Origin of the sequence: Aminiphilus circumscriptus DSM 16581 (genome assembly GCF_000526375.1) — a bacterium.
Lineage (GTDB): Bacteria > Synergistota > Synergistia > Synergistales > Aminiphilaceae > Aminiphilus > Aminiphilus circumscriptus.
Genome location: NZ_JAFY01000002.1, coordinates 1,159,895 through 1,184,725, shown reverse-complemented (window position 1 = coordinate 1,184,725; position 24,831 = coordinate 1,159,895). Strand labels below are relative to the sequence as shown.

Annotated in this window: 19 protein-coding genes and 1 riboswitch; of the genes, 6 read left to right on the top strand and 13 right to left on the bottom strand. The window is 62.0% G+C overall.

The genetic code is table 11. The annotated features are described in order from the left end of the window. Positions 1–13 precede the first annotated feature (13 nt). Complete coding sequence (locus tag K349_RS0106185; RefSeq protein WP_245588007.1) at positions 14–1,102, top strand: FecCD family ABC transporter permease; 1,089 nt, start codon at positions 14–16, stop codon at positions 1,100–1,102. Beyond that, complete coding sequence (locus tag K349_RS0106180; protein ID WP_051464256.1) at positions 1,102–1,893, top strand: ABC transporter ATP-binding protein; 792 nt, start codon at positions 1,102–1,104, stop codon at positions 1,891–1,893. The genes K349_RS0106185 and K349_RS0106180 overlap by 1 nt, the downstream gene beginning before the upstream one ends. Before the next feature lie 113 nt (positions 1,894–2,006). Here the strand turns inward: K349_RS0106180 and K349_RS18585 are convergent, their stop codons facing one another. The 4 genes from K349_RS18585 to K349_RS0106160 all read right to left on the bottom strand — a co-directional run bounded on the left by K349_RS18585 (position 2,007) and on the right by K349_RS0106160 (position 5,728). Beyond that, positions 2,007–3,086 carry an ATP-binding cassette domain-containing protein gene (locus tag K349_RS18585; RefSeq protein WP_026368956.1) on the bottom strand — a complete coding sequence of 360 codons (1,080 nt, stop codon included), beginning with the start codon at positions 3,084–3,086 and terminating at the stop codon, positions 2,007–2,009. Continuing rightward, entirely contained in the window at positions 3,083–3,778 is a 696-nt protein-coding gene (locus tag K349_RS0106170; protein ID WP_026368955.1) for an ABC transporter permease, read from the bottom strand. Before K349_RS0106170 ends, K349_RS18585 begins: the two co-directional genes overlap by 4 nt. A gap of 188 nt (positions 3,779–3,966) precedes the next feature. Next, positions 3,967–4,833 (bottom strand): ABC transporter substrate-binding protein, encoded by an 867-nt coding sequence (locus K349_RS0106165; RefSeq protein WP_026368954.1) that lies wholly within the window; start codon positions 4,831–4,833, stop codon positions 3,967–3,969. Positions 4,834–4,870: 37 nt separating this feature from the next. After that, positions 4,871–5,728, bottom strand: a complete 858-nt coding sequence (locus tag K349_RS0106160; protein ID WP_026368953.1) for an ABC transporter substrate-binding protein — start codon at positions 5,726–5,728, stop codon at positions 4,871–4,873. Between the two features lie 214 nt (positions 5,729–5,942). Continuing rightward, positions 5,943–6,062: riboswitch (molybdenum cofactor riboswitch) on the bottom strand. A 267-nt stretch (positions 6,063–6,329) separates the two neighbouring features. Here K349_RS0106160 and K349_RS0106150 point away from each other — a divergent pair. From K349_RS0106150 to K349_RS0106140, 3 genes are all read left to right on the top strand, one after another. Beyond that, entirely contained in the window at positions 6,330–7,247 is a 918-nt protein-coding gene (locus tag K349_RS0106150; protein WP_051464255.1) for an SAM hydrolase/SAM-dependent halogenase family protein, read from the top strand. A gap of 49 nt (positions 7,248–7,296) precedes the next feature. Next, on the top strand, positions 7,297–8,226 hold the full coding sequence (locus K349_RS0106145) for a PhzF family isomerase (protein WP_026368950.1): 930 nt from the start codon (positions 7,297–7,299) through the stop codon (positions 8,224–8,226). Positions 8,227–8,405: 179 nt separating this feature from the next. Further along, entirely contained in the window at positions 8,406–9,563 is a 1,158-nt protein-coding gene (locus K349_RS0106140) for an iron-containing alcohol dehydrogenase (RefSeq protein WP_026368949.1), read from the top strand. Between the two features lie 29 nt (positions 9,564–9,592). Here K349_RS0106140 and K349_RS16580 read toward each other — a convergent pair whose 3' ends face one another. From K349_RS16580 to ercA, 9 genes are all read right to left on the bottom strand, one after another. Next, positions 9,593–10,255, bottom strand: coding sequence for a permease (locus K349_RS16580; RefSeq protein ID WP_026368948.1), 663 nt, complete (start codon positions 10,253–10,255; stop codon positions 9,593–9,595). Then, positions 10,255–10,485, bottom strand: coding sequence for a hypothetical protein (locus K349_RS19460; protein ID WP_211240330.1), 231 nt, complete (start codon positions 10,483–10,485; stop codon positions 10,255–10,257). The genes K349_RS16580 and K349_RS19460 overlap by 1 nt, the downstream gene beginning before the upstream one ends. After that, on the bottom strand, positions 10,482–10,739 hold the full coding sequence (locus K349_RS19455; RefSeq protein ID WP_211240329.1) for a hypothetical protein: 258 nt from the start codon (positions 10,737–10,739) through the stop codon (positions 10,482–10,484). Before K349_RS19455 ends, K349_RS19460 begins: the two co-directional genes overlap by 4 nt. 410 nt (positions 10,740–11,149) lie before the next feature. Further along, complete coding sequence (locus K349_RS0106120) at positions 11,150–11,899, bottom strand: class I SAM-dependent methyltransferase (RefSeq protein ID WP_026368946.1); 750 nt, start codon at positions 11,897–11,899, stop codon at positions 11,150–11,152. A 172-nt stretch (positions 11,900–12,071) separates the two neighbouring features. After that, positions 12,072–13,922, bottom strand: a complete 1,851-nt coding sequence (locus K349_RS0106115) for an ABC transporter ATP-binding protein (RefSeq protein WP_026368945.1) — start codon at positions 13,920–13,922, stop codon at positions 12,072–12,074. Next, on the bottom strand, positions 13,915–15,645 hold the full coding sequence (locus tag K349_RS0106110; RefSeq protein WP_026368944.1) for an ABC transporter ATP-binding protein: 1,731 nt from the start codon (positions 15,643–15,645) through the stop codon (positions 13,915–13,917). Before K349_RS0106110 ends, K349_RS0106115 begins: the two co-directional genes overlap by 8 nt. A 3-nt stretch (positions 15,646–15,648) precedes the next feature. Further along, complete coding sequence (locus K349_RS0106105; protein ID WP_026368943.1) at positions 15,649–16,263, bottom strand: MarR family winged helix-turn-helix transcriptional regulator; 615 nt, start codon at positions 16,261–16,263, stop codon at positions 15,649–15,651. 379 nt (positions 16,264–16,642) lie between these two features. Beyond that, entirely contained in the window at positions 16,643–17,767 is a 1,125-nt protein-coding gene (locus K349_RS17885) for an HD domain-containing phosphohydrolase (protein ID WP_026368942.1), read from the bottom strand. Continuing rightward, complete coding sequence (gene ercA, locus K349_RS0106095; RefSeq protein ID WP_026368941.1) at positions 17,754–18,938, bottom strand: alcohol dehydrogenase-like regulatory protein ErcA; 1,185 nt, start codon at positions 18,936–18,938, stop codon at positions 17,754–17,756. The genes K349_RS17885 and ercA overlap by 14 nt, the downstream gene beginning before the upstream one ends. A gap of 922 nt (positions 18,939–19,860) precedes the next feature. Here ercA and K349_RS0106085 point away from each other — a divergent pair. After that, on the top strand, positions 19,861–24,534 hold the full coding sequence (locus K349_RS0106085) for a BadF/BadG/BcrA/BcrD ATPase family protein (protein WP_026368939.1): 4,674 nt from the start codon (positions 19,861–19,863) through the stop codon (positions 24,532–24,534). Positions 24,535–24,831: the final 297 nt, after the last annotated feature.

The following is a 24,831-nucleotide window of genomic DNA, read 5'->3' as shown; positions in this document are numbered from 1 at the left end:
CAACGCCATGGACGTGCCCAAGAACTCCCCGGATCTCTCCGCCTCCTCCGATCCGGGGAGCCTTTCCGACGCATCCGGCGGCGAACTCCTCGGACCTCCAGGCGTTCCGAAGAAAACGCTTCTGTTCCTCTTTCTCCTGCCCACGGTTCTCTTCTTCGTCTCCTTCGCCATCGGCCGTTACCCCATCCCACTGCCGACGGTGCTGAAGATCTTCGCCTCCCGGGTGCTTCCCCTCTCCCCGGACTGGGAGAGTTCCATGGAGACGGTACTCTTCCGGCTGCGCCTTCCCCGCATCGCCGCGGCCATGCTCGTCGGAGCGGGGCTTTCCCTCTCGGGAGCGGCCTTTCAGGGCGTGTTCCGCAATCCTCTGGTCTCACCCTACCTCCTGGGCGTCGCCTCCGGCGCCGGATTCGGCGCCGCTCTGGCGATCCTCCTCTCGGAAAGCCTCTTCGTGCTCCAGTTCTCGGCCCTGCTCTTCGGCATCCTCGCCGTGGCGCTCACCTTCGGCATCGGTCGCTTCTACCGGGGAGCACCGACACTCGTGCTCATCCTCGGAGGAGTCATCGTGGGGGCCTTCTTCTCATCCCTCACGTCCCTGATCAAGTTCGTGGCCGATCCCTACGAGAAACTTCCCGCCATCGTGTTCTGGCTCATGGGCTCCATGGCACGGGTGACGCCGGAGAACCTTCGCGCCGTGGGCCCCTTCATCGGTGGCGGAACGCTCCTGCTGCTCCTGCTCGGGTGGCGCCTGAACATTCTCTCCATGGGGGACGAGGAGGCCAAGGCCATGGGCGTGAACGCCGGAAGGGAGCGGGCAATGATCCTCACGATCTGCACCCTTGTCACGGCCTCGTCGGTCTGCCTCTCCGGAATCATCGGCTGGGTGGGGCTCGTCATCCCCCACGTGGGGCGCATCCTCGTAGGACCGGACCATCGGAGGCTTCTTCCCGCCTGCCTCGCCCTGGGCAGCACCTTTCTCCTTCTGGTGGACAACTGCGCCCGGGCGGCCACGGCAATGGAGATCCCCCTCGGAATTCTCACCGCCCTTGTGGGCGCACCGCTCTTCGCCTGGATGCTCTCACGGAAAAAGGTGGGATGGTGATGCGCCTGGAGGTGCGGAACGCGGCCTTCGCCTACGGGCACGGCGACGAGTTCCGGTGGATCTTCCGGAACGTGAGTTTCTCCCTGGAGCCGGGAGCGGTGTTCTGTCTTCTGGGGCCGAACGGCACGGGAAAGTCCACGCTCTTGAAATGCATCGCCGGCTTTCTTCCGCTCCGGGAGGGAAGCGTCCACCTCGGGGAGACCCCGACAGCACACCTGTCCCGCCGGGAATTCGCACGACACGTGGCCTACGTTCCCCAGCACCACGTTCCGTCCTTTCCCTACGCGGTGCTCGACGTGGTGCTCATGGGGCGCACGCCCCACCTTTCCTATCTCGGCAAACCCGGCTTCCGAGACCGCCGCATCGCCTGGGCCGCGCTGGAGCGCCTCGGCATCTCTTCCCTGGCGGCAAAACCCTACACGGAAATCAGCGGCGGGGAACGCCAGCTCGTGCTCCTCGCCTCGGTGCTTTCTCAGGAACCGCGGATTCTTCTCCTCGACGAACCCACGACCCATCTGGATTTCGGAAACCAGATCCGGTTTCTGGAGATTCTGCGACGCCTCGCCGGCGAGGGAATGGCGGTGCTCATGTCCACTCACGCACCGGAGCAGGCCTTCCTTGCGGGAACCACCGCGGCCATCCTGAAAGAGGGACACCTCTCGCCTCCCGCATCACCCGAAAGGGTGATCACCGAACAGGCAATTCTGGACACCTACGGTGTAGCGGTTCGCATCGTCGCCGATCCCTCGGGAGAAACCAAGGGCTGCGTTCCCCTGCGAAGTGGAAAATAGAAGTGCCGCTGCGCACGCGCACACGCTCGCAGTGACGCTCGTCCCTTCCTTACAGGAAAACGCTCCGCCCGGACAAGCACGCGTTCCCTCCGCGCCACCCCCTGCACGTGCGCTCAGAGCCAGCGGAAGGCCGTGGCCTTGACGATGGTCAGGACCTCCTGGCCGGGATGAAGCCCCAGCTCGCGCACGGCTTCAGCGGTGAGCCGAGCCGTGAGGGAGAGCCCACCCGCGACAACCTTGACGAGAACCCGTCCGGTGCCGTTTTCGTAGAGCATTTGGGCGACGGAACAGCGAAGCGCATTGCGGGCGGAAATACCCTCGGGAAGGGAGAGGGCGAGGAGAAGCGAACCCGGATCCACCGCGGCCACCGCGTCCGCAGAAACGCCTCCGGAGGGGCGGGCCGCACGCAGGATCTGACCGTCCGTCAGGCGACGGAGCACCATCCCTCCCGCCTCTTCCTCCCAGGGGCCAGAGACCAGGTTCTCCGGGCCGACGCCGACGATCTTACCTCCGTAGAAATGGACCACCTCGTCGGCCACCTCGTTCAGCCAGAGGATGTCGTGGCTCACCACCACAAGGGTGGTTCCCCATTCGTCCCGTGCGCGCAGCGCCGCTTCCTTGATGCGCGCCGCACTCTGCACGTCCACGCTCGCCGTGGGCTCGTCGAGCAGCAATGCCCGGGGACGCAGCACGAGGCGCGACGCCAGGGCCACCCTTTGGGCCTCGCCTCCCGAAAGCTGATACCAGGCGCGGGAGGCGAATCGCTCGGGGTCGAGCCCCACAGCCTCCAATCCTCCAAAGACCCTTTCGCGCATCTCCTCCCCGGAGAGGCCGCCCCGGACCCGCAGCCCGTAGGCCACGTTCTCGAAGACGCTTCGCTTCAGGAGGTAGGGTTCCTGCAGGAGCAGCGTGACCTCGCTCCGGGCATTCTCCAGGGCCATCTCGCTTCTCGGCCCCTCCGCGTCGCCGTCGCCGCCGTTCCAGAACATCCGCCCTCCGAACGACAGGGAACCGCCGCTCGGCGGATCGAGAAAGGCGAGGATCCGGAGAAGCGTGCTCTTGCCGCTGCCGTTGGGACCGACGAAGCCCACGACGCTCCGCTCGGGAATGACCAGATGCGCCACGTCGAGCACAGTTTGCGTGCCGTAGGCGCGTTTGAGATTCCGGACCTCGTAGAGGGCGTCTCCGGTCATGCGCGCCCCCTCCTTCGCAGCAACGACGCGGACCCGTTCACCAGAAAGGCCACCAGGAGGAGAACCAGCCCGAGGGCCACCCCCATGGCGAACTCCCCCTTTCCCGTCTCGAGGGTGATGGCGGTGGTGATGGTCCGGGTGTGCCACTTGATGTTGCCTCCGATCATCATGGAGACCCCCACCTCGGAGATGATGCGTCCATAGGCGCTCGCCGCCGCGAGGAGCACGCCGTAGCGGGATTCGAGCAGGCTCGCCAGGGCGAGCTGACTCCGCCCCGCCCCCAGCGTGAGCAGTGTAAGGGAAAGGCGCCGGTCCAGACTCTCCACCGCGGTGGCCGTCATGGCCACCACCACGGGAAGCGCGAGGATCACCTGTCCGATGGCGACACCGGGAAGCGTGAAAAGGAGTCCCAGTTCCCCCAGGGGGCCCCTCCGAGAAATGAAGGCGTAGACGAGCAGCCCGACGACCACCGTGGGCAGGGCGAGGAGCGTGTCCACCACGGCGCGGCAGATCTTTTTCCCCGGAAACTCCGCGTACCCCAGAAGAAAACCCAGAGGGATGCCCAGGGCGAGACTGGCTGCGATGGAGAGGGACGAGAGCTTCATCGTGGTGAAAATGGCGTCCCAGGTCTCCTCGTCGCCGGCAAGAAGGAGCGACAGAGCCTGCAGAACACCTTCAGCGATATAGTCCATGGAGACTCCCTCCAGACGGAATGATGGAAACACCTCGCGGGAAAGACGATCCTCCCGCCCCTCGGTACACGTGACGCCATGAAGAAGAGTTTTTTTCACCTCTGAAAACGGATCGCCGGCAGAGGAAACGGCCCCCGCCGGCGATCCGACACGTTCGGAAAAACCGGGACCACCACCCCCAGGAAGGTCTACTGGGGATGCTTCGCCTTCCACTCGTCGGAATTGGGGAAGAAGAGCGGCTGCCCGTACTTGTCCACGCCGAATTCCTTAATGATGCTCTGGGCTTCGTCACCGCAGAGCCAGTCCGTGAAGGCCAATGCCTCCGCCACGTTCAGGCCGGGGAATTTGTCGGGATTCACCCGGATCACGGCGATGTAGTTGAACAGGAAGGGATCTCCCTCCACGAGCACCTCGAGGGAAATGCTCTTCCCCAGGGTAAGTACCGTGGCACGGTCCATGAGGACATAGGCGTTCCGGCGGTTGGCAAACTCCGTGGTGGCCTTGTTGCCCGCCTTGCCGATCTCGTAGAGGATGTACCAGTCGCCCTCGGGCTTCATGCCCGCCTTTTCCCAGATTTCCATTTCCTTCACGTGGGTTCCCGAATTGTCCCCCCGGGTCACGAAAGGCGCACCCGCAGCGGCGATCTTCTTGAACGCCTCGGCGGCATCTTTCATTCCACGCACACCCGCGGGGTCTTCCTTGGGGCCGAGGATGACGAAATCATTGTACATCACATCCCGCCGGTCGATGCCGAACCCGTCCGCGATGAACTTGTCCTCCAGCTTCCGGGCATGGACCATGACCATGTCGAAGTTCCCCGTCTTGGCCTTTTCGAGGGTCGCTCCCGTTCCTGCCCCCTCGAAGACGACCTTGATCCCCGTCTTCTTCTCGAAGGTGTCTGCGAAAACCTTCACGATGCCCGCGTCGATGGGGCCGATGGTGCTGGAGAGCCGCACTTCCTTTGCCGCACTGGCGGGAAGCGCGACAAACACCGAGACGGCCACGACGAAGAGAAGAAGTGCAAGGCGCTTGTTCCACGTCTGTAGACGAATCATTCTCAAGGACTCCTTTCGTGCTTTCCTTCTGCCGGGACTATTCTCCCGCGTTGGGGAAGAAAAGCTGCTTCCCGGAAAGTTTGAACTCCGCGATGACCTTCTGCGTCTCGGGAGAGACGATCCAGTCGATGAACTTCACCGCCAGGTCGTAGCGGGCGTCGCTCCACTTCGCGGGATTGACGGCGATGACGCTGTACTGGTTCCGCAGGGCCTTGTCACCCTCGGAGAGGATCACCAGGGGAGGATTGCCCTTGTGGTTCTCCTCGTACTTGATGAAGGTGCCCCGGTCGGTGAGGGTGTAGCCGTTCCGCTCGGCGGCGATGTTGATGGTCTGGATCATGCCCTGTCCAACCTGGATGTACCAGGGTTCCTTGTCGGGAACGTCGATTCCGGCCTCTTGCCAGAGGGCAAGTTCCTTCATGTGCGTGCCCGATTTGTCGGCGCGACTCGTGAAGACCGCCTTCTTCGCAGCGATGACCTTGAGGGCCTCCGCGGCGGAAAGTCCCTGTATCTTCGCCGGATCTTCCTTGGGACCGATGAAGATGAAATCGTTGTACATCACCTGGCGGCGGTTGACGCCGAAGCCGCCGTCCAGAAACGCCTTCTCCGACTCGGGATCGTGGACGAAGAGAATGTCCACGTCGCCGTTCTTGCCGAACTCGATGGCCTTTCCGGTTCCAACAGCGACCCACTGAAGCTCGATTCCGGTCGCTTGCTGAAAAAGGGGCGCCAGGTAGTCCAGAAGTCCCGTGTTGTCCGTGCTGGTGGTTGTGGCCATGCGCAGCACAGGCGCCTTCGCCGCGGCGACGCCGCCCAGCACGAGGCCGAGAGCAACGGTGAGGACAAAAAGGAACGAAAAGCGCGGGAAACGGAATGCAACGTTTCTCCGATGCATGCGGTTTCATCCTTTCTTTTCGAGCAGGTGCCGCTACTGCCGCGGCACGGGGAAAACACCATCCTGTAAAAGAAGCAGCGCGAGAAATCGTTTCAAAGGACTCGTTCCTCAAAACGCAACAGTTTTCCTTTCCGCCTTCCGGGGCTGTCCCTTCCATGCGACGACGGGGACAAAAAATGTCCACCCGCCAACGGACGGATGGACAGCAGAGGCCGAAAAGCCTGCATCTCCTCCTTTCCGAACACGGGAGGCGCCTTCGTTTCCGAAGGAGCCCTTCGGTCCGCTTCCATAGGATCGCTCCCACAGGAACACGGACTCGGAGGTGTATATGATGAAATGGTTCTCGTTCCAGTTAAACCGTACATACTGTACCCAGAAGACCAAAACACGTCAACCCCGCCGCGAAGAACCGCCGGTCATCCCTGCGGTGGAGTGTGTGGGAAACACATTGCACCTTTCCTTTCCCGGCACTCTGACAGATAATACCGAACAGTGGCGATTCGCCGACTTGACCGGGGACAGCCCCTCTCGCAGCGACGGAAGAGAGAGCCCCCGCCGACCGGATCGCCCCATCTCCAACGCAGAAGGGAGCCTTCTTTTCATGAACAAACTGCGCAAGCGCGTGTGCGTCGCGGTGTTCCTCCTCGTCTTTTTTCTCTCTCACACGGAGGCGGCGACGACAAAGACCGCCCTGGTCTTCCAGACCGACTTCGGCCTCAAGGACGGCGCGGTGTCCGCCATGAAGGGCGTCGCCTTCGGCGTGGACACCGGCCTCCCCCTGTTCGACCTGACCCACGAGATTCCCCCCTACTCCATCTGGGAGGCATCCTACCGCCTGTATCAGACCCTGGGATACTGGCCCGCGGGCACGGTGTTCGTCTCCGTGGTCGATCCCGGCGTGGGGACGGAACGCCACTCCGTGGTGGCAAAAACGAAGGACGGCCGTTACATCGTCACGCCGGACAACGGAACGCTCACCATCGTCGAGGAGCGGACGGGCATCGACGCAGTGCGCCTCATCGATGAAGCGGAACACCGGCTGCCGGGATCGGAGCAGTCCTACACGTTCCTCGGTCGCGACCTCTTCGCGTATGTGGGGGCCAGGCTCGCCTCGGGGCAACTCACCTTCGAGGAAGTGGGGCCTCTTGTCGAGGGCGACCTGGTACGCATCCCCTACCAGAGGGCGGAGATCCGGAACGGGACGGCGCTGGGAACGATTCCCGTGCTCGACATCCAATACGGAAACGTGTGGACCAACATCGGCAAGCCTCTCTTCGACACACTCAAACCCGAGTTCGGGAAAAAATACGAAGTGACGATTTACCGCGAGGGAAAGGAAGTGTTCAAGGGAAACATCCCCTACGTGAACACCTTCGGCGACGTCCCCGAGGGAGAGCCGCTGCTCTTCTACAACAGCCTCATGGAGCTGTCCCTGGCCCTCAACATGGACAGCTTTGCCGGAACCTTCGGCATCGCCTCCGGACCGGAGTGGTCCGTGTCGGTGAAGCCCGCGGAATAGCGCGGCGCCCTCTGCCCCACATCCAGGAACGCGAGAAAGGAAAACACCCATGAAAACCTACACGCTCTACCAGATCGACTCCTTCACGAGAACCCCCTTTGCAGGCAATCCCGCCGGAGTGATCACCAACGCGGACGGACTTTCCGACGACGCCATGCAGCGGATCGCCCGGGAGCTGAACAATTCGGAGACCGCCTTTTTCCTGTCCCCTCCGGACAATACGTGCGACGGGCACCTGCGCTACTTCACCCCCACGACGGAGGTTCCCGTCTGCGGCCACGCCACCATCGCCGCCCTCTACGCCAAGGCGAAGGAGACAAATCTGGGCGGCCGGGTCCTCCGCATCAAGACCGGGGTGGGCATCCTGCCCGTGGAAGCTTGCGACGACGGAAAGGATTACACCGTCTCCATGACCCAGGGAAAATTCGAGCTCTCCGAGCCGCTGCAAAAAGAGAATACGGACGCGCTTCTCACCTCCCTGCACCTTGCGGCCGACGACATGGACCCCCGATGTCCCGTGCGGATCGCCTCCACCGGCCACTCCAAGGTGATGGTCTGCCTGAAAAGCGCGAAAACGCTGAACGCACTCGAACCCGACAATGCGGGACTCACGGCCCTCAGCAAGCGGATCGGCTGCAACGGCTATTTCCTGTTCACCTTAGACACTGCCCGGGAGGGCATTCTCACGGAGGGAAGGATGTTCGCCCCGGCGATCGGCGTGGCCGAGGACCCCGTCACGGGAAACGCCCATGGGCCGCTCGGAGGCTACCTGGTCCGTTTCGGGCTAGCCCGGCCCGGGGACGATGGAACCTTGCGTTTCACAGGTTTTCAGGGCGAGAAGATCGGTCGCCCCGGAAAAGTGCACGTGGAAGTGCGCGTCCGAAACGGCGAACCGGAGACGGTGAAAATCCGGGGGGAAGCGGTGATCGTGTTCAAAACCACCCTTTCCGTTCCGACATCGGCGGACGTTCCCCGGTGAGGAAACGGCACACAACGGAGAGGCCGCGGCGGAACACCGGCACCTGAACCTGAGCCGGCACCGACCCGAATGTTCACCCGCCGCATCCAGCCGGATGCGGCGGGTGAGGAAAGCGGCCCCCAAAGGAACAGGGCTGGGGACAAAGGCAGACACAGAAGACAGGAAAGGAGGGGGTTCTCTTGGACATCAGGAACAGCTTCAGCTTCGAGCTTCCCACGCGGATCGAATTCGGCGCTGGTGTTTCCGCCACCATCGCCACGGTGCTGCAAGAGCTGGGGAAAAAGCGTCCGCTTCTCGTTACGGACCGCGGCGTGATCGACGCGGGGATTCTCACACCAATCATCAGGGCTCTCGAAAAAGAGGGGATTTCTTTCGAGGTCTTCAGCGCGGTGGAACCGAACCCCAAGGACAGGAACGTCATGGAGGGCGCCGCAGCCGCCAGAGCGTTCGGCTCGGACTGCCTTCTCGCCGTCGGAGGCGGAAGCCCCATCGACTGCGCCAAGGGCATGAGCATCGTGGCAACCCACGGAGGAAAAATACGGGACTACGAGGGGCGGAACGCGGTCACAGGAGAAACGCTGCCCCTGGTCGCCATTCCCACCACTTCGGGAACCGGCAGCGAAGTGACCTTCAGCTCGGTCATCACCGACACGACGGACAAGTTCAAGTTCAGCATCAGACATCCCCGGATCGCGGCGAAGGTCGCCCTGTGCGATCCCGGGCTGACCGCGTCCATGCCGAAGATGCTCACCGCCGCCACCGGCATGGATGCACTGACCCACGCCATCGAGGGGTTCACCGCCCTGCCCGCGGAGCCCATCGCGGACGCCTGCGCCCTGCACGCCATCGAGATGATCACGGCCTCCCTGCCGAGGGCCGTCCGCTCCGGAACCGACGACATGGAGGCCCGGACGGACATGCTCATGGGAAGCGTTCTGGCGGGCATCTCCTTCTCCCACTCCGACGTGGCGGCGGTGCACTGCCTTGCCGAAGCACTGGGCGGCCTCTACGACGCACCCCACGGCATGTGCAACGCCGTGGCGCTCGCCCCGGTGATGGAGTTCAATCTGCCCTACTGCACAAAAAAGTACGCCCGGATCGCCGCCGCCATGGGATATTCCTTCGCGACCGACGAGGAAGGCGCTCGAAAAGCTGTGACGCACGTGGCACACCTGGCCGAGGAAGTAGGCCTTCCATCCTTCGCCTCCCTGGGCGTCAAAAAGGAAGACCTGGAGACCATCGCCGCCTACTCCGCGCAGAACGGAAGCAACCGCAGCAATCCCAGGCCGATGACGAAAGAGGACTACCTGACGCTGCTCCACTCGATGATGCGGTAGGCACGAGACAGAAAAGAACGCCGACTTCCTCACGCCTCCGTCTCGTAGTACCGCGCCAGGAGGAATCGGCGTTCTTCCTTTCCGAGAAAGAGTTCCGTGCCTTTCGCGATGAGCACGATCCCCACGAGGGAGACGGCGTAGCGCACCACGGCGAAGCGCCCCCCGAGGCTCCCCACCTCGAAGAGAAACATGGGGATTTTCATGGTGGACCATGCCCCGACGAAGACGAAGACGTTCCGAAGGCTCGCTCCCTTGACGAGCATCACCTCCGCGATGGGAAAAGAGAGGTACAGCGGTCCCGCAGCGAGGGCGCCCAGAAGTGTGGCGAGCACGCCGCCCCGGATGCCGGATCCCTCCCCGAGCAGGGGAATGATCCGTTCCCGGGACACCCAACTGTCAAAGAGCCCGAGGAGCAGAAACACCGGAGGCAGAAGACCGAGGACGGTGTAGGTACTTTCCTTCCAGAGCCGGGCCACCTCTCTTCCCTGGGCCGGGTTCAGAAAGAAAAGGCCGCCCAAAAGCGCGAGGGCGACGCCGAACGCGGGGAGCCCGCTCTTCCAACCGCCTCCCGGCGCAGGGATCTTCCCGTTTCCGGACGGACCCTGCGCCCATTCCGAGCCGGCTTTCCCCTGTTTCGGCTGTTCCTGCCGCCGCTGCTCCTCCCGCATGCCCCGAACCGGAGACGCCACCATCAGCGCACCGCCCAGAAGACGACGTAACCCGCCACGAAGGACCAGAGGTAGGCCAGGGCGTTTCTCGCGACCGCGGCCTTGCGCCCGAAGATCCGGGATTCCAGCGGAAGAGTGACCACACCCACCATCATCAGGGTGGAGACGAACACGCCGATCTGGAGCACGCCCGCTCCGGCGTCGAGGAGGATCTTCGCCGTGGGAAAGGCGACGAAGGCGGGAATGAGCGTCACGGCCCCCACCAGAGAGGCCAAAAACGCCCCGAAGAAACCGCTCTCTCTGCCCAGAACGCGACGAGCACCTCCTGGGGAACGAGCACCACCCCGAGGGCGGCGAAGAGCATGATGGACCCCATGAGAAAGACCATGCCCGAGAGGGTCTTCCAGGCTTTTTTCAGGGCAAGCCGGGTTTTCGTCCTGTCCTTCATCCAGGAAAGGGCGAAGAGCACCCCCGTAAGGCCGTACAGAGCCAGTGTCGAACGATCCACCGCGCACATCCTTCCCTTCCGTTTCCCGTCTCGAACGGCAGCACCGCCGCTGAATCCACGTGCGCATTCCCCCTCGTCACCCCAGCCCGGACGGAACCCGAATGCGAGTCCACAAAAGACAGCGACAAGGCACCCCGAGGAAAGGCACGCTTCGTGCCGGTTCCCGGAGAAAGCAACCGATGACGAAACGATTCTTCGTGCAAGGAACGCTCCCACGAGAAATAATTCCCTTCCACGGTTGCCCAGGAAAGAGCCCTGCCACCCGGGTCGAGGACTCCCGCAGCAGGGGCAACTCCCTGGAGTTTTCGAAACCCACGAGGCATCTCCGGCACGATCCGCGCACTTTTCCAATTCCGACTGTGCCGAAAGAATTCCGCTGCCGTTGCAAAAATTCCATCGGGAAGCGGAACTCATTTCTCCGCAACGAGCAGAAAGCGATGGAGAATGAAATCCCTGTATCCCCGCGCCTGTATCTCTTTGTTCAAGAGACACCGTCGCCTGAAGTACGCGTCGATGGAAAAATCGGCAATCTGCCAGGGAATGCACTTCAGGAAATACACGAGACTGTATATATAATAGAACCGCGTTTTCCCAATGTACTCGCGACACGTCGTAATTTTGAACCCCGCATACAAAAGGTTTTCTTTCGCCTCGAGCAGACACCAGCCGACATGGCCCGGTGGAGGCGCGCCCAGAGATGCGTTGATGTCGAGACCATTCATGCCGCCGACCTGCTGCGTGATGAATCTTCCCGATGGTCTCAGCACTCTCGCCACCTCTTCGGCAGCAAACGATTCGTGGCGGTTGATCGCCAGGTCGAAGGAGCGATCGTCAAACGGAAGCACATCGTCGGCGGCGATTTCGACGACCTGGACGTTTTTCTCACGCAGTCGGGCTTTCGCGATCGGCACGTTCGGCGCGTATCCCTCCGTCGCAAATGTGACCGGAGGCAGCGCGGGCAGGGAATCGAGAAACTCACCGCCTCCGGTTCCCATGTCGAGCAGCGACCCGGAAGCGGAGACGGCATCCGTCACAACAAGTCGATAATTCCAGGGCAGAGGATCCGAGACCATCCTTTCATTGACGTAGGAAAAATCCCAGCCGGAAAAGGATCTCCCGTATTCGGCCGCAAGGGCCTCAAAAAAGTTCCGCTCCGCCATTTCCTTCCTTGCCTCCATCCCCCGCCAAGTGGACGGGCCAAGGAATCCTCGACAGCCGGTGCGTTCGTCACGGCGACGAGGGACACACTGCACGACAACCGCGGCTCCAAACCGCCTTGGGGAGTCCTCAACCTGGAAGCCGAGCAACACCCTCCGCACCCGAGCACATGCATCACCCCCCAGGAACTCCATTCAGCATCCCTGTTTTGAACTGACTTTCATAGAGCCGGAAATAAAACCCCTTTTTCTCCAGCAAAGACTCGTGAGTCCCCTGCTCCACGACGCGCCCTCCGTCGATCACGACAATTTTGTCCGCATTTTTGATGGTGGACAGCCGATGAGCTATGACGAAACTCGTTTTACCCTTCATCAGTGTCAGCAATGCACTCTGAATGATCTGCTCCGTCCGGGTATCCACCGACGATGTCGCTTCGTCCAAAACGAGTACCGAAGCCCTGGACAGGAGACTCCTGGCGATGTTCAACAGCTGACGCTGTCCCTGGGAGAGATTTTGGCCGTTATCGGTCAGCACCGTATCATAGCCATGCGGCAATTGCAGAATAAATTCGTGGGCATGGGCCTGTCGGGCCGCTTCAACCACCTCCTCGTCGCTGGCGTCTATTCGGCCGTACCGGATGTTCTCCCGGATCGTATCCGAAAAGAGAAAAGTGTCCTGCAAAACCAACGACACGGATCGCCGCAGGCTACGGCGGGTGATCGCCTCGATAGGCATGCCGTCGATGCGGATCCTGCCGCCGTCGGTGTCGTAAAACCGAGTGAGCAGGCTGATGATCGTCGTTTTTCCCGCTCCGGTAGGCCCCACTATGGCCACCGTCTGGCCGGGTTCCGCGACGATATCCGCACCCCGAAGCACAGGCTTGCCGGGAACATAGGAAAAGCGCACGTTTTCGAACCGGATGTCCCCCTCTATTCTTTCGATGTCCGACGCACCATCCGCGTCGCACTCCGGTTGTCCGTCCATCGTTTCAAACACCCTCTCGGCGCTGGCCAGCGCCAATTGCAGCGAGTTGGCCATAGCGAGAATGTTATTGATGGGATTGGTAAAATTGCGCATGTACAGCAAAAACGAGAAGACGACCCCCACCGTGACGCCCCCGATGTTCCGAATGACACAGAAACCTCCCGCAACTGCCACGAGGAGGTAGGCGATGTTGTTGACCATGTTGTTGCACGGACCGATGATACCGCTCACCGCCTGTGCCCGAAAAGCATCACCCACGTAGCGGCGGTTGATCCGTTCGAAATCCTCCACCACACGCGTCTCGCGCGAAAACAACCGCAGTATTTTCTGTCCCGACACCATCTCCTCGATATAGCCGTTCAGCCTGCCCAATTCCCGCTGCTGTTCCACGAAGAAGCGCTGCACATTCCTCGCGATGATCCGCGTCGTGAAAAAAGTCAAGGGCGTCGTGATCAGGCAGACCAACGTGAGCGGAGGACTGAGAAACAGCATGGCTGCCAGCATGCCTGCAACGCTGACGATGCCGGTGAACAACTGCACTGTCGTCTGTGAAATCGCCGTATTGATGTTGTCCACGTCGTTCGTCAGCCTGCTCATCACATCTCCGCTGCTGTGAGCATCGAAATAGGCCGGCGGCAGATGTGCCACACGTCGAAACAGGTCGCGACGCAAAGCGGCGGATGTCCTCTGTGCCGCACGTATCGTCAAGATGCTCTGGACATAGCTCGATGCAACCCCGACGACGTACATACCCGCCATCAGGAGACAGACGATTCCCAGCATGCGCGCATCTTTGCGGGCGATGAAAGTGTCCACCGTGTAGCCGTTGAGACGTGTTCCCACAATGGTGATCCCCGTGGAGACCACTGCACAGACAAGGGCGAACAGGAGCGATGAACGCCAGCCGAGCAGATACTCCAGGATCCGTTTGAGCGTACCCGTGGCGTTCGTCAGCCGAGGCTTCTCCGCGGCGAGGTGAAGCCATGGGCTCTGTCGCCCCGTGAAGTTGGGTTGAAGGGAAGGGTTTCTGTTCTCAGACACGAAGCAACGCCTCTTCTCCCAATTGGGACAGCACAATGGAGCGATATATCTCGCTGGACTCCATGAGACAAGCATGGCTTCCCTGCGCCGCAATGCGCCCCTTGTCCATCACCACAATGCAATCACAATCCATAATGCTCGAGATACGCTGTGCAACGAGAATCAGCGTGATGCCTCCCGTTCTCTCGCGCAAAGCCGCCTGCAAACGCGCCTCGGTGATGGAATCCACCGCACTGGTCGCATCGTCCAGGATGAGAATGTTCGGTATCTGCAGCAGTGAGCGGGCAATACACAAGCGCTGTTTCTGCCCGCCCGAAAAGTTTTTCCCGCGCTGTGCCACCTCTCCGTTCAGCTCCCCCGGAAGAGCCCGAACGAACCCGTCGGCCCGAGCGGTTGCGACAGCCGCCCACAGTGCGACCTCATCGGCACTTTCATTACCGTAGCGCAGATTTTCCGCCACCGTTCCCGAGAACAGTACACTATTCTGTGGAACGAGACCTATCCTTTTCCGCAGCACATCCATCGGGATCTCCCGCACATCAATTCCGCCAAGACACACGCTGCCCTCATTCGGGTCGTAGAGGCGGGCCAGCAGTGCCACAAGCGTGCTTTTTCCGCAGCCGGTCGCACCGACGATTCCGACCTTCTGACCTCGGGGGATGTACAGGTCGATGTCCCACAACACCCTTTCGCCGCTCGTGTAGCCGAAACTCACATGACGCAACTCGATGTCGTCATTCCGGGGTAATCGGGGATGCTCCGGAGGGGCAAGCGAGGAGTGGATATGCATCACTTCTCGGATGCGCAGGGCCGAGGCCTGGGAACGGGAGATGTTGACCACGGAGTTCGCCAGCATCACCAGCGCATGCGTGATCTGCACCAGGTAATTCACGAAAGCCATGATTTTCCCCAAAGGAAGCACTCCACGAATCTGCATCAGACCGCCAAACCATAAAGCTGCCACAACACACAGATTCATTACCAATGTGACGATCGGCATGAGCAGAAAGGTCGCCTTCTGTGCCTTGATGCCATTGTCGGCAAGATCGACATTGGCTCGCTCGAACTGCGCAATTTGCCGGTTTTCCAGCGCGAATGCCTTCACCACTTTCATGCCGAGCAGATTCTCGCGCACAATGCTGTTGACCCGATCCATCCGATTTTGTACCACAGTGTACAGAGGAACAGCCCTCCGGATGATCCATATCGCGCCGAGCGTCAACAGAGGCAGAGCGACGCACAGGACAAGGGCCAGCCGAAAGCTGAGCAGAAACGACATGATGATGCCCCCTGCAAAAAGCATAGGAGAGCGAGACATCGCACGCAACAGCATCACCATCATCTCCTGAATCTGTGCCACGTCGTTGGTCGTCCGGGTCACGAGCGACGATGTCTCCAGGTTGTCCACCTCGGTGGCCGCGAGAGTGAAGATCTTCGAAAACAGACGCTCTCGTATCGAACCTGCCATGTGCGTCGCCGCATACGTGGCGAAGACGGAACAGCACCCCCCGCCGACAAGGCCGATCAATGCAAAGAGAACCATGCGGCCACCGGTGCGGAGCACGTAGCCGAGGTCACCGCTCGCCACTCCGATGTCGATGATATCCGACATCAAGGTAGGTTGCTGCAGATCCATGAAGACCTCGAGCAGCATGCACAAAGGCGCCAGAATCGCGCAGGTCCGTGCAGTCCCCTTGAGGTGCGTCCGCATCAGTTCGAACATGAGTCAGCCCCGTCTCCGCGCCTCATCGGCCACCTGTCGCACTCCCGGTTCTTCCGCAGTGGTGATGGCCTCCGCAATCTTCTCCTGTACCGTCGCCGTCGCCCTCGCCGTCTCCCCGGCACTTTCGGCGTTCGCTCCCGTGATGGAATCCTCGGCAGCCTCGTCCTCGTGCCTCCGTTCACGGCCGAAAACCGGCGGCTGCTCTTTTTCGAGAAATACGCACAGCTTGTCGCATATCGCACAAAACATCCTGGCCTCGTCGTCCGTCAGACAGGCACGCAGTCGTGCGTTCCGCTCCCGGTGTTCCGCTTCCAGCCGCATGTGTTCCCCAAAAGCCTTCTTCGTCGCAAACACGCGAATGACCCTGGAGTCGTTCTCATCCTTCTCCCGGCGGAGGTATCCACCCTCGTCCAGGCGCCTGAGCAGCTCGGTCAGCGATGCCGGACGAACACCCATTCTTTCCGCCAGATCCGTGGTACGGATACCCTCGTTCTGCAACACCAGATGCAGGAGCCGATGCGCTCCACGCGAAAGACACTGTTCGTCCGTCGGCCGCCGACGCACCATCCGAAACAGCCGGGCAATATGCTCCATCAGATCATCCGCTTCTTTCGGCATCCGGAACTCCCCTTGAATATATTTAGGTACCGTAATATTTTATGCCAAAGGCACTCTCTCTTCAACCCTCTCCATCGATCGCTCCGTGCGAATACCCGGACAAACTGTCCACAAACCTCGACTTTCGTGGAGAATGCATTCTCCGAAGCTGCTTCGAGCAGTTCTTTTCGGAGGGAAACCGCAGGCGGGGCATGGGAACGTCACTGAAGCAAAGAAAATCCCCTTTTTGTTCCTGGTTTACCCGGAAGAGCTTTTCACATCGTCTTGCCCACGAGACTCCTCTGTCTTCGGCCTTTCGTCGGGAAAGCGCGAAAACGCTGCGCCAGAAGCATCACTACCGAAACTCCGGCACCGCATTCGGAAGGAAAACACTCCTATCTCACCCCTGCGAAAGCTCCTCCACAGGGTGGGGCGCAAAAGCGAACCCCTCCTCCAGCAGCGTCACACAGGCGTCCACCACGGCGGCGTCGAACCGAACGTCCCTCCCCGCGGCAAGCTCTGCGAGCACGACGCTCCGGTCGTGGGCGGGGCGATAGGGGCGGTGGCTGGACATGGCCTCCACCACGTCCGCCACGGCGAGAATCCGCGCAAGGGAGACAATGTGGTGCCCCGAAAGTCCCTGGGGATACCCCGATCCGTCCAGGCGCTCGTGATGCTGTACCAGCGGCACCGACACGGAGGAGGGAAAATTTTCCCGGTCCATCAGGGTTTTGCCGATGAGAGGATGCCGGCGCACGAGAAGCCACTCCACCTCCGAAAGAGGACGGGGTGCGAAGAGGATGTCCGTGGGGATCGCCATGAGGCCCATGTCGTGCATCATGGCCACCGTGACGAGGTCGTAGAGTTCTCCGCCGCTCACGCCGAGGCGTCTGCCGATGGCGGAGGCGAGCTGCGCCGTGCGGCGCTGGTGCTGCCCCGTGAAGGAATCCTTCAGCTCCACGATGGCCGCCGTGAGGGACACCGTGCGCGAGCGGGCCTCCTCCACCTGGCGCAGGGTCTCCCGGAGGCGGTCCTCCGCGGCGAGGCGATCCTCCACATCCCGGAGGATGAGCACCGCATGGGCATCCTCGCTCGTCTCGGGCATGCTGACGGAGACGGAAAGTTCACAGCGCCGCACTCCCTCGTCGGTAAAGAGCTCGAGCACGCAACGCCCCTCCTCGCCGGAGTCGAAGGCCGACGCGGCAAGAATGCGGTCCATGTCGACCCCCTCTCCGTTCCCGCCGAGGAGAAGGTTTTTCAGGGGAAGGCACTGCTGTTGAAAATTCTTCGCCCCCAGAAGCAGCCCGTAACGGCGGGCGGACGCGTTGGCATAGCGGACGCACCCGTCCCGAAGGGAGACGAGAAAAATCGCGTCATTGGCCCGGTCGAGGAGCGTGCGAAAACGCTCCAGTTCTCCCAGACGCTTCTGAAGTTCCGGATAATAGCTCTTGTGGAGGGACGAATCCCCGAGTCCCATAAGCCGGAGGCGCAACGCCTCCCGATTCTTCGGATCACCAGGCTCCATGGAGTACCTCCTCCAGTTCCGCCGCATCCATATGCCGCGGATTGGTGAGCAGGCAGGGGTCCTGATAGGCGAACCGGGCGATTCTTGGAATGTCCTCCCTGCGCAAGCCGAAGTCCCGAAGACGCACTGCAATGCCGGAGATGTCGCCCAACACCCCGACGCGTGCGACAAGCTCTTCCAGAACTTTCTCCGGAGGCGTCGGCGCCACCGGAGACATCGACGCCATGCTCTCTCCCTCCTTGAAAGCCTGGAGAATCCGGGCGAAACGTTCCGGCACGGCGGAATAGTTCGCGGCGCATCCATGACGCAGGAGCAGGGCGTTGCATTCCCCGTGCGGGAGATCGAGCGCACCTCCGAGGCTGTGAGCAAGGGCGTGCACCATGCCGAGTCCCGCGTTGGAGAAGGCCAGGCCCGCGTAGAGGGATGCGAGCATCATGCCCCGCCGGTGCTCGAGGTTGTCGAGTTCCGCTGCCGCACCCGGAAGATGCCGCGCCACGAGACGCACCGTTTCCAGAGCATGGAGATCCGTGAGGGGCGAGGAGGCATCGGAGACATAGGCTTCCACAGCATGGGTGAGGGCGTCCATGCCCGTGGCGACGGTGAGGCTCTTCTCCATGGTGAGCGTCGTGCGGGGATCGATGAGGGCCACGTCGGGAACCATGGTCTTGCTGATGATGGCGAACTTCACCTTCCGGACCTCGTCGGTGATGATGGCGAACTGGGAGACGTCCGCGGCGCTGCCCGCCGTGGTGGGCACGCAGACGAGGGGCGGAGGCGGCAGGGAAACGTTGTCCACCCCTTCAAACTCGAGGACGTGCTGTTCATTGGAGACCACGGCGCCGATGGCCTTGGCGCAATCCATGGGACTGCCGCCTCCGACGGCGAGAATCATGTCGCACTGTTCCCGGACGAACACGGAGGCACCCTCCATGACCGAAGCGGTTGAGGGATTACTGCGCACGTTCTCGTACACGACGACGCTCAGATTTGCTTCCTCGAGACTTTTCCGCGCCTTCTCCGTCCATCCCGCGGCGATCACCCCCGGATCGGACACGACGAGAATCCGTCGTCCGCCCAGATTTCTGGAGAAACGACCGGAAAGCTCGAGAGCGCCCTCGCCGAAGACGATCTCGGGTGCGACAAATTTCCTCAGGGCCTCTCCACCCGCCATGACCTCTCCTCCCCTTCCGCGCAATGCCGCGTGAAGCCGCCGCGACAACATTGGACAAGGATGCCTTCATTATCATTCTATCACGCCGCAACCGCCTTCACGGGTGGACATGTCCGAAAGAGAAACCTTTCCATAGAGTTCCATAGAGAAAATCTCTGAATAAGGCTACGTCAGCCCCGCAGGGCGCTTCGCAGAGCCTGATGCGACCCGAGTCTAAGGGAAAGCGAAAGGCCTTTATTCAGGACTTCCAGAGATTTTAGAGAGTTTCTTTTCCTCCCAACGCTCTGAGAGCGTCAAACATCCTTCGCAAAAAGTGAATTCAGACGATTTTTTCCGAATCAGCGGCTTCGCCACAGCGCCGTTGGTCCTCTACGCTCTTCTCCAAATCCACATCCCTCAAAGGGACATAGCCAAATGCCCCCTCGTTCCCCATGAACGGAAGAGACTGGCGACTCCTCGGGGCGCAACCAGCATGAGGACCGCGTCGCGGTCAGGGAAACGCCCGAAGGCTGTTTTTCCGCAGAAAAAAGCCTCGGCGGCGCATTCTCGTACAACCTCTTGCCCAAACGTGCGAGACGGGCAAGACCGAACCCTCCACAGGACTCCCCCCGGCAGACATCCCCACGGAGGAACACCTCTGCATCCCCGAAGCGGAGCACTTTGATTCCTCCGGAGAAAGCCCCGGGCTTCCGCAGAGAAACGACGCGCACGCAAGGTCCCCCTCGAAAACGACGATGCCGCCTCGTGCGGTTGATGCCGCGGCGATTTCGGGACCCTTTTCCGGACCGGAACGGGTGCCGTTCCTTTCCATCCGTTCCGAAACGGCGCATGCGTTGTGATACACTTTGCGCACTCAGAAACATTCTCCTCCGTCAAGTGCGTACACGTGTTTTCAAGGGTGTTCCGAGGAGGGAGCCGACTCATGAAGGGCGTTTACGTGGGATTCGATGCGGGTTCTGCGGTGATCCACTGGGTTGTTCTGGACGAATCGGGGCGGATCATGGCGGCTCCGCCGGGGCGCTTTCATTTCGGAGTCCCTCTGGCGACGCTTCGCGAAATCTGGCAGGAGCTCCGCCGCGACCTGAACGGAACACCCGTCCTCGCCACGGCCTTCACGGGCAGCGCCGCCGCCGTCCTCGCGGATCTTTTTCCGGGAACGCTCTTCGAGTATGAGAGTGTGGCCATCCCCCGCGGAGTCGGAAACCTCGTCCCCGGAGCGACCTACGTGGCGCACATGGGGGCCAAGGACTCCTATTTCTTCACTCTCGGCACCGTGGACGTCCAGGGCGAAGGGAACGAATCCGCTTCTTTCCCCGCCGCTTCCCGGACGGTCCTGCTCGACTGGAGCACGAGCACAAAATGCGGTGGCGGCTCGGGGACACTTCTCGAAAAACAGGTACGACGCCTCTTCGGGAAGGACCTGGAGAGAGCGACCGTTTCCCGGAACGACCGGGAGGCGGCACTTTCGGCCTGCTTCGCCGAGGCGGAACAAGCGGCGGCGCGCCACCCCTCCGAGGAGGGGTACAACGCCCGGTGCGGCGTCGTGATCCAGTCGGACCTCATCCACGACCAGAACGAAGGACTTCCCCGGGACCGCATCGTAGCCAAGCTCTTCGCCACCGTGACGGCGAACTTCGTCACCGACGTGGTGGGCTATCGCGACCTCGATCTCTCCGCCGGAGCGGTCTGCACGGGAGGCGTCTTTGCCTCGCCATGGATCCTCGAACGCCTTCGGGCACTCACGGGACTCGCCTTTCACAGGCCCCCACATTTCGCGAACGTCGCCGCCCTCGGCGTCGCTCTCGGCGCCCTTGCCGCGGGCAACAGCGTCGTCGCGGAGCTGGATAGCCTTCAGGAAACCCATTCCGGTAGCGAAAAAGGACGGCGCTTCGCGCCACCCCTGAAGAACTTTCTTCCCCTGGTGCATCTCCACGAAGGCAGGACGCCCCCTGCGTCTTTTCCGCGAAACGACTCGGAAGCGCATGTCCGGGAAGTGGTCATCGGCGTGGACGGAGGCTCCACCACCACCAAGGCCGCCGTGCTCGATCTGGAGACGGGGTCACTTCTGGACGGCATCTATCTCGCCACTGCGGGAGATCCCGAGGGAGCACTCCTGGAGGTCTTCCGCTATCTGGAGAAAAACCGCCGCGGCGTCTCCGTGGCGGGAGTGTGCACCACCGGATCGGCCCGCAAGCTCTACGAACGCATGCTCCTCTCCCGGAACAGAAGAGAGAGCGCCCTGGCGGAAGGATACATCGTCGCCGACGGCGCCGTGGACGAGATCACCTGCCACGCCGCGGCGATCAAGTTCTGGGACCCCGACATCGACACGGTCTTCGAGATCGGCGGGCAGGACATGAAGTTCACCGCCTTCAAACGCACCGCCGAGGGAGTCACGGACGAGATCCGGGAGGCCCGCATGAATTACTCCTGCCAGGCGGGAGCCGGGCAGACCCTGGAGAACCTGGCGCGCATCCTCGGCATGGATGTCAAGGATTCTCTGCAGGAGGCGGCGCTCCGGGCGGAACGGGTCCCCCTCATCGACGCCACCTGCGGCGTCTTTATGGAGATGGATGTGAACCGCCTCATCGCGGAGGGGCTTCCTCCGGAGGAAATCGCCGCCGGGGTGGTACGCGGCACCGCGGAAAGCTATTTCACCAAGTTCGTGGGCGGCAGGAAGGCCGTGGGAGAACGCTGCTCCTGCCAGGGAGGCCCCTCACTGGGAAAGGCATTCCTCGCGGGACTCGCCGCCGTGACGGGAACGGAGATCCACGCCTATCCCGACCGGGAACTTTTCGGCGCCGTGGGAGCGGCCCTCGTGGTGCGGGACGCGCTGCGCAAAGCCAGGAGCGAGGGACGGGAGACGCGCTGCGCCTTCCGGGGCTGGGAGGCGGTCCGTTCCCGCATGGAGAGCGCGGAGGTGCTCTGCCGGGAGCACTTCGGAGAGCTTTCCTGCGGCCAGCGCAATTGCAAACTGCGCATCTTCCGCATGGAGGAAGAGGACATTCTCACAGGAGGATTCTGCCCTCGGGGCAACAGCGAGACCTCGGGACGCGAGCGCCCCGACTACGTGGAGATCTTCCACTCCCTGATGGAACGCCATTTCGACGGCATCCGGTGGCAGGACCTGCCCGAACTGGACCCGGAGGATGCGGAGCGCACTGTGGCGATACGGCGGAGCAACTCCACCCTGGGACACCTCGGCGTCTGGTCCTCGAGGGTGCTCCATCGGCTGGGATTTCTCCCCGTGCTCACCCCCGCGACGGACGACGACATCGCTCAACGGGGCATCAAGCGGGCCCGCACGGAATTCTGCATCGCCATGAAGATCTCCACGGGGCATGCCCTTCTCGCCGCGTCGGAACCGCGCATCGCCTACGCCTTCAATCCCGCTTTCATCGAGGAGCGTCAGGAACGCCCTCCGCACCTCAAGTTCTGCGTCTACAGCGAGGCCGAGGGATTCATCCTCCGGGACGCTCTGGGGCGCCTGCGGGACCGCTGCATCGATCCCGTGTGGTATCTGGGAGACCGCAAGGGCATGGCGGCGGAGCTGAAGCGTGTCCTTGCAAAGCTCGGAAGGACCGTCCCTGACGTGACCATTCTCGAGGCCTTCGCCGATGCCGACGCTGGTACCGCCGCTTTTCTGAACGACCTGGCCCGGATCGGCGACAGCTTCCTCGACGCGGTGCGGACGAGCGGCGAACCGGGCTACGTCGGACTGGGACGCGACTACGTGGTGCTGGATCCGAAGGCCTCCTCTTCGTCGGGGCACATGTTCTCCAAGGTACGGGGCATGCGGTACATCCCCCAGATCTTCCTGCAGCACCGCTACCGCCATCTCTCCGTGGAGGGAGTGGCGGAGAATGAATACTGGCTCCACAGCCTGGACATTCTCAAGGCATCACTCTTCGTGGCGGAGACGCCCGGGCTCTATCCCATCCGACAGATGAATTTCGCCTGCGGACCGGACTCCATCAAGTTCTTCATGGAGGAAACACTTTTCTCCCGGGTGGACAAACCCTTCCTCCATCTCGTCACCGATGCCCAGACCAACAACGCTCCCTTCGTGACCCGTGCGGAGGCCCACGAACGCATCGTCCTCCGAAGCGCCCTGTCGGAAAAAAGGCAGCCTCCCTCTCCGGAGACGGAACCGAGAACGCTTGAAAAAACCACTTTCCCGGCAGGGGCGGAACCGGTTCTCCCCTGCGTCGGAGCAACACCCGGCACCACGGCGACACGCGCCTCGAAACGCCCCAATTCCTCCCCGGACGGAACAGACCGGGTGCGGCAGACCGGATGGGCCCGGAAACGCTGCTGGCTCGTTCCCAACATGGGAGATGCGTCGCGCATCGCCGCGGCCTTTCTCCGCCATCGGAACATCGCCGCCCGGGCGATTCCCACGGACACTCCGGCGTCGCGGGAGCACGGTGCGGCGCTCATCAAGACCGAGACGTGCTTTCCCCTCAAAGGAGCCGTGGGAGACGTGACAGCCTTCCTGGACGAACTGGCTGCCGAGAACGGCGGCAAAGAGCGGGTCGGCGCGACCTGTCTCCTCGCCCTCCCCACGGCGAGCGGCCCCTGTCGTTTGGGCAAGTACGCGGAGGTGCTCCGGATCATTCTGGACCAGCAGGGCTTCGACACGCTGCCCATCCTCCGCACCTCCTGCGACGATGCCTATCTGGACATTCTCGACGCCGCGGGAGCCGTTTCGTTCAAGGACAAGGTCCTTTTCGCCGCAGGGCTCTACATGACAGCCAGACTGGCGGACGCCTTCGACGACGCGGCCCTCCGCTTCCGCCCCTACGCAACGGACCGGGAACGCTTCGAGGAATACCGAAAGGAACGCCTCGCACTCCTGGAGACGGTGCTCGCCACGAAGGGCATCTTCTCCCGGCGGCTCTCCCTCTGGGCACAGGAGACGCTCGAAGGCTTCTCCTCCCTCGCTCCCCGGGCCTTCTCCGCTCGTTTTCCCCTTGTCCTCTACGCGGGAGAAATTTACATGCGCCAGCACGACCCCTACACGCGGTTCGTAATCCACACACTGGAACAAGAAGGGCTTGAAGTCGTGCGGGGCCCCATCTCGGAGTGGATGGACTATGTAGCGCATCTCTCGGGGGAAAGAAAGGGCGGACTGGCCCGCCTGGTGGGGAAAACCTTCCTGAGCTGGGCGGACCGATGGGCAACCCGTCTCTTTCAGGAAATCACGAAGGACCGGCAGCTTCTCCCCTCTCCCGAGACGGTACTCTCCCGCATCGAGGAAGCGGACATCTTCTCCCGGCACATCACCGGAGAATCGCCCCTCTCCATCGGTCTCTTCTTCGAATTCCTCGAGGGAAGGCTCCGGAGTCGCGAGGACGGCCCCGAGATCTGCGGCTACTTCCACGTGGGACCCTTCACCTGCATGCAGGAAGGGGTCGCCACGGCAATCATGAACGACCTTGCGCGGGAGCGGCGGCGGCGTTCGCCCGATGCACTGGTCCCGGTGGTCCACGCCTTCTTCGGCGATTCGCCGAACCCGAACCTGAAGGCGGAGATCGCCGCCTTTCGAGAGCAGGTGTACCTGAAATCCGCCCTGAGCCGCAGAAAGGTCTCGTGAAAAGAAAAATGCCACACCAGCCCCGGACATCCCGTTGGAGAAAAACCGAAGTTCCTCGGTTTTTCTCTGAGACGAGGAGGACGGCTCTCTGAGGCGCGTTATCGACCCGTCCTCCTGCCCCTTGCGGATCCTTGAACGACGTACTCGTTTCGATCCCCCAGAAGGACACGCGCTTTCCCGCGCGGTGGCTCCGGAGGTCCGGAAGGCAAGGATCCCTTGACAAGGCGGCGCTCTTCGAAGCAGAGTAAGCTCGTACGGATGAGAACGCAAAGGAATGGGGCAACCCCTTTCCCCGAC

Excerpts from the sequence above, each read along its gene's own strand:
- K349_RS17885 (WP_026368942.1), bottom strand. The coding sequence starts at position 17,767 with ATGGAGCCTGGTGATCCGAAGAATCGGGAGGCGTTGCGCCTCCGGCTT.
- ercA (WP_026368941.1), bottom strand. The coding sequence starts at position 18,938 with ATGGCGGGTGGAGAGGCCCTGAGGAAATTTGTCGCACCCGAGATCGTC.
- K349_RS0106145 (WP_026368950.1), top strand. The coding sequence starts at position 7,297 with ATGAAAACCTACACGCTCTACCAGATCGACTCCTTCACGAGAACCCCC.
- K349_RS0106150 (WP_051464255.1), top strand. The coding sequence starts at position 6,330 with ATGAACAAACTGCGCAAGCGCGTGTGCGTCGCGGTGTTCCTCCTCGTC.
- K349_RS0106160 (WP_026368953.1), bottom strand. The coding sequence starts at position 5,728 with ATGCATCGGAGAAACGTTGCATTCCGTTTCCCGCGCTTTTCGTTCCTT.
- K349_RS0106170 (WP_026368955.1), bottom strand. The coding sequence starts at position 3,778 with ATGGACTATATCGCTGAAGGTGTTCTGCAGGCTCTGTCGCTCCTTCTT.
- K349_RS18585 (WP_026368956.1), bottom strand. The coding sequence starts at position 3,086 with ATGACCGGAGACGCCCTCTACGAGGTCCGGAATCTCAAACGCGCCTAC.
- K349_RS16580 (WP_026368948.1), bottom strand. The coding sequence starts at position 10,255 with ATGGTGGCGTCTCCGGTTCGGGGCATGCGGGAGGAGCAGCGGCGGCAG.
- K349_RS0106120 (WP_026368946.1), bottom strand. The coding sequence starts at position 11,899 with ATGGCGGAGCGGAACTTTTTTGAGGCCCTTGCGGCCGAATACGGGAGA.
- K349_RS0106105 (WP_026368943.1), bottom strand. The coding sequence starts at position 16,263 with ATGCCGAAAGAAGCGGATGATCTGATGGAGCATATTGCCCGGCTGTTT.
- K349_RS0106085 (WP_026368939.1), top strand. The coding sequence starts at position 19,861 with ATGAAGGGCGTTTACGTGGGATTCGATGCGGGTTCTGCGGTGATCCAC.
- K349_RS0106165 (WP_026368954.1), bottom strand. The coding sequence starts at position 4,833 with ATGATTCGTCTACAGACGTGGAACAAGCGCCTTGCACTTCTTCTCTTC.
- K349_RS0106180 (WP_051464256.1), top strand. The coding sequence starts at position 1,102 with ATGCGCCTGGAGGTGCGGAACGCGGCCTTCGCCTACGGGCACGGCGAC.
- K349_RS0106110 (WP_026368944.1), bottom strand. The coding sequence starts at position 15,645 with ATGTTCGAACTGATGCGGACGCACCTCAAGGGGACTGCACGGACCTGC.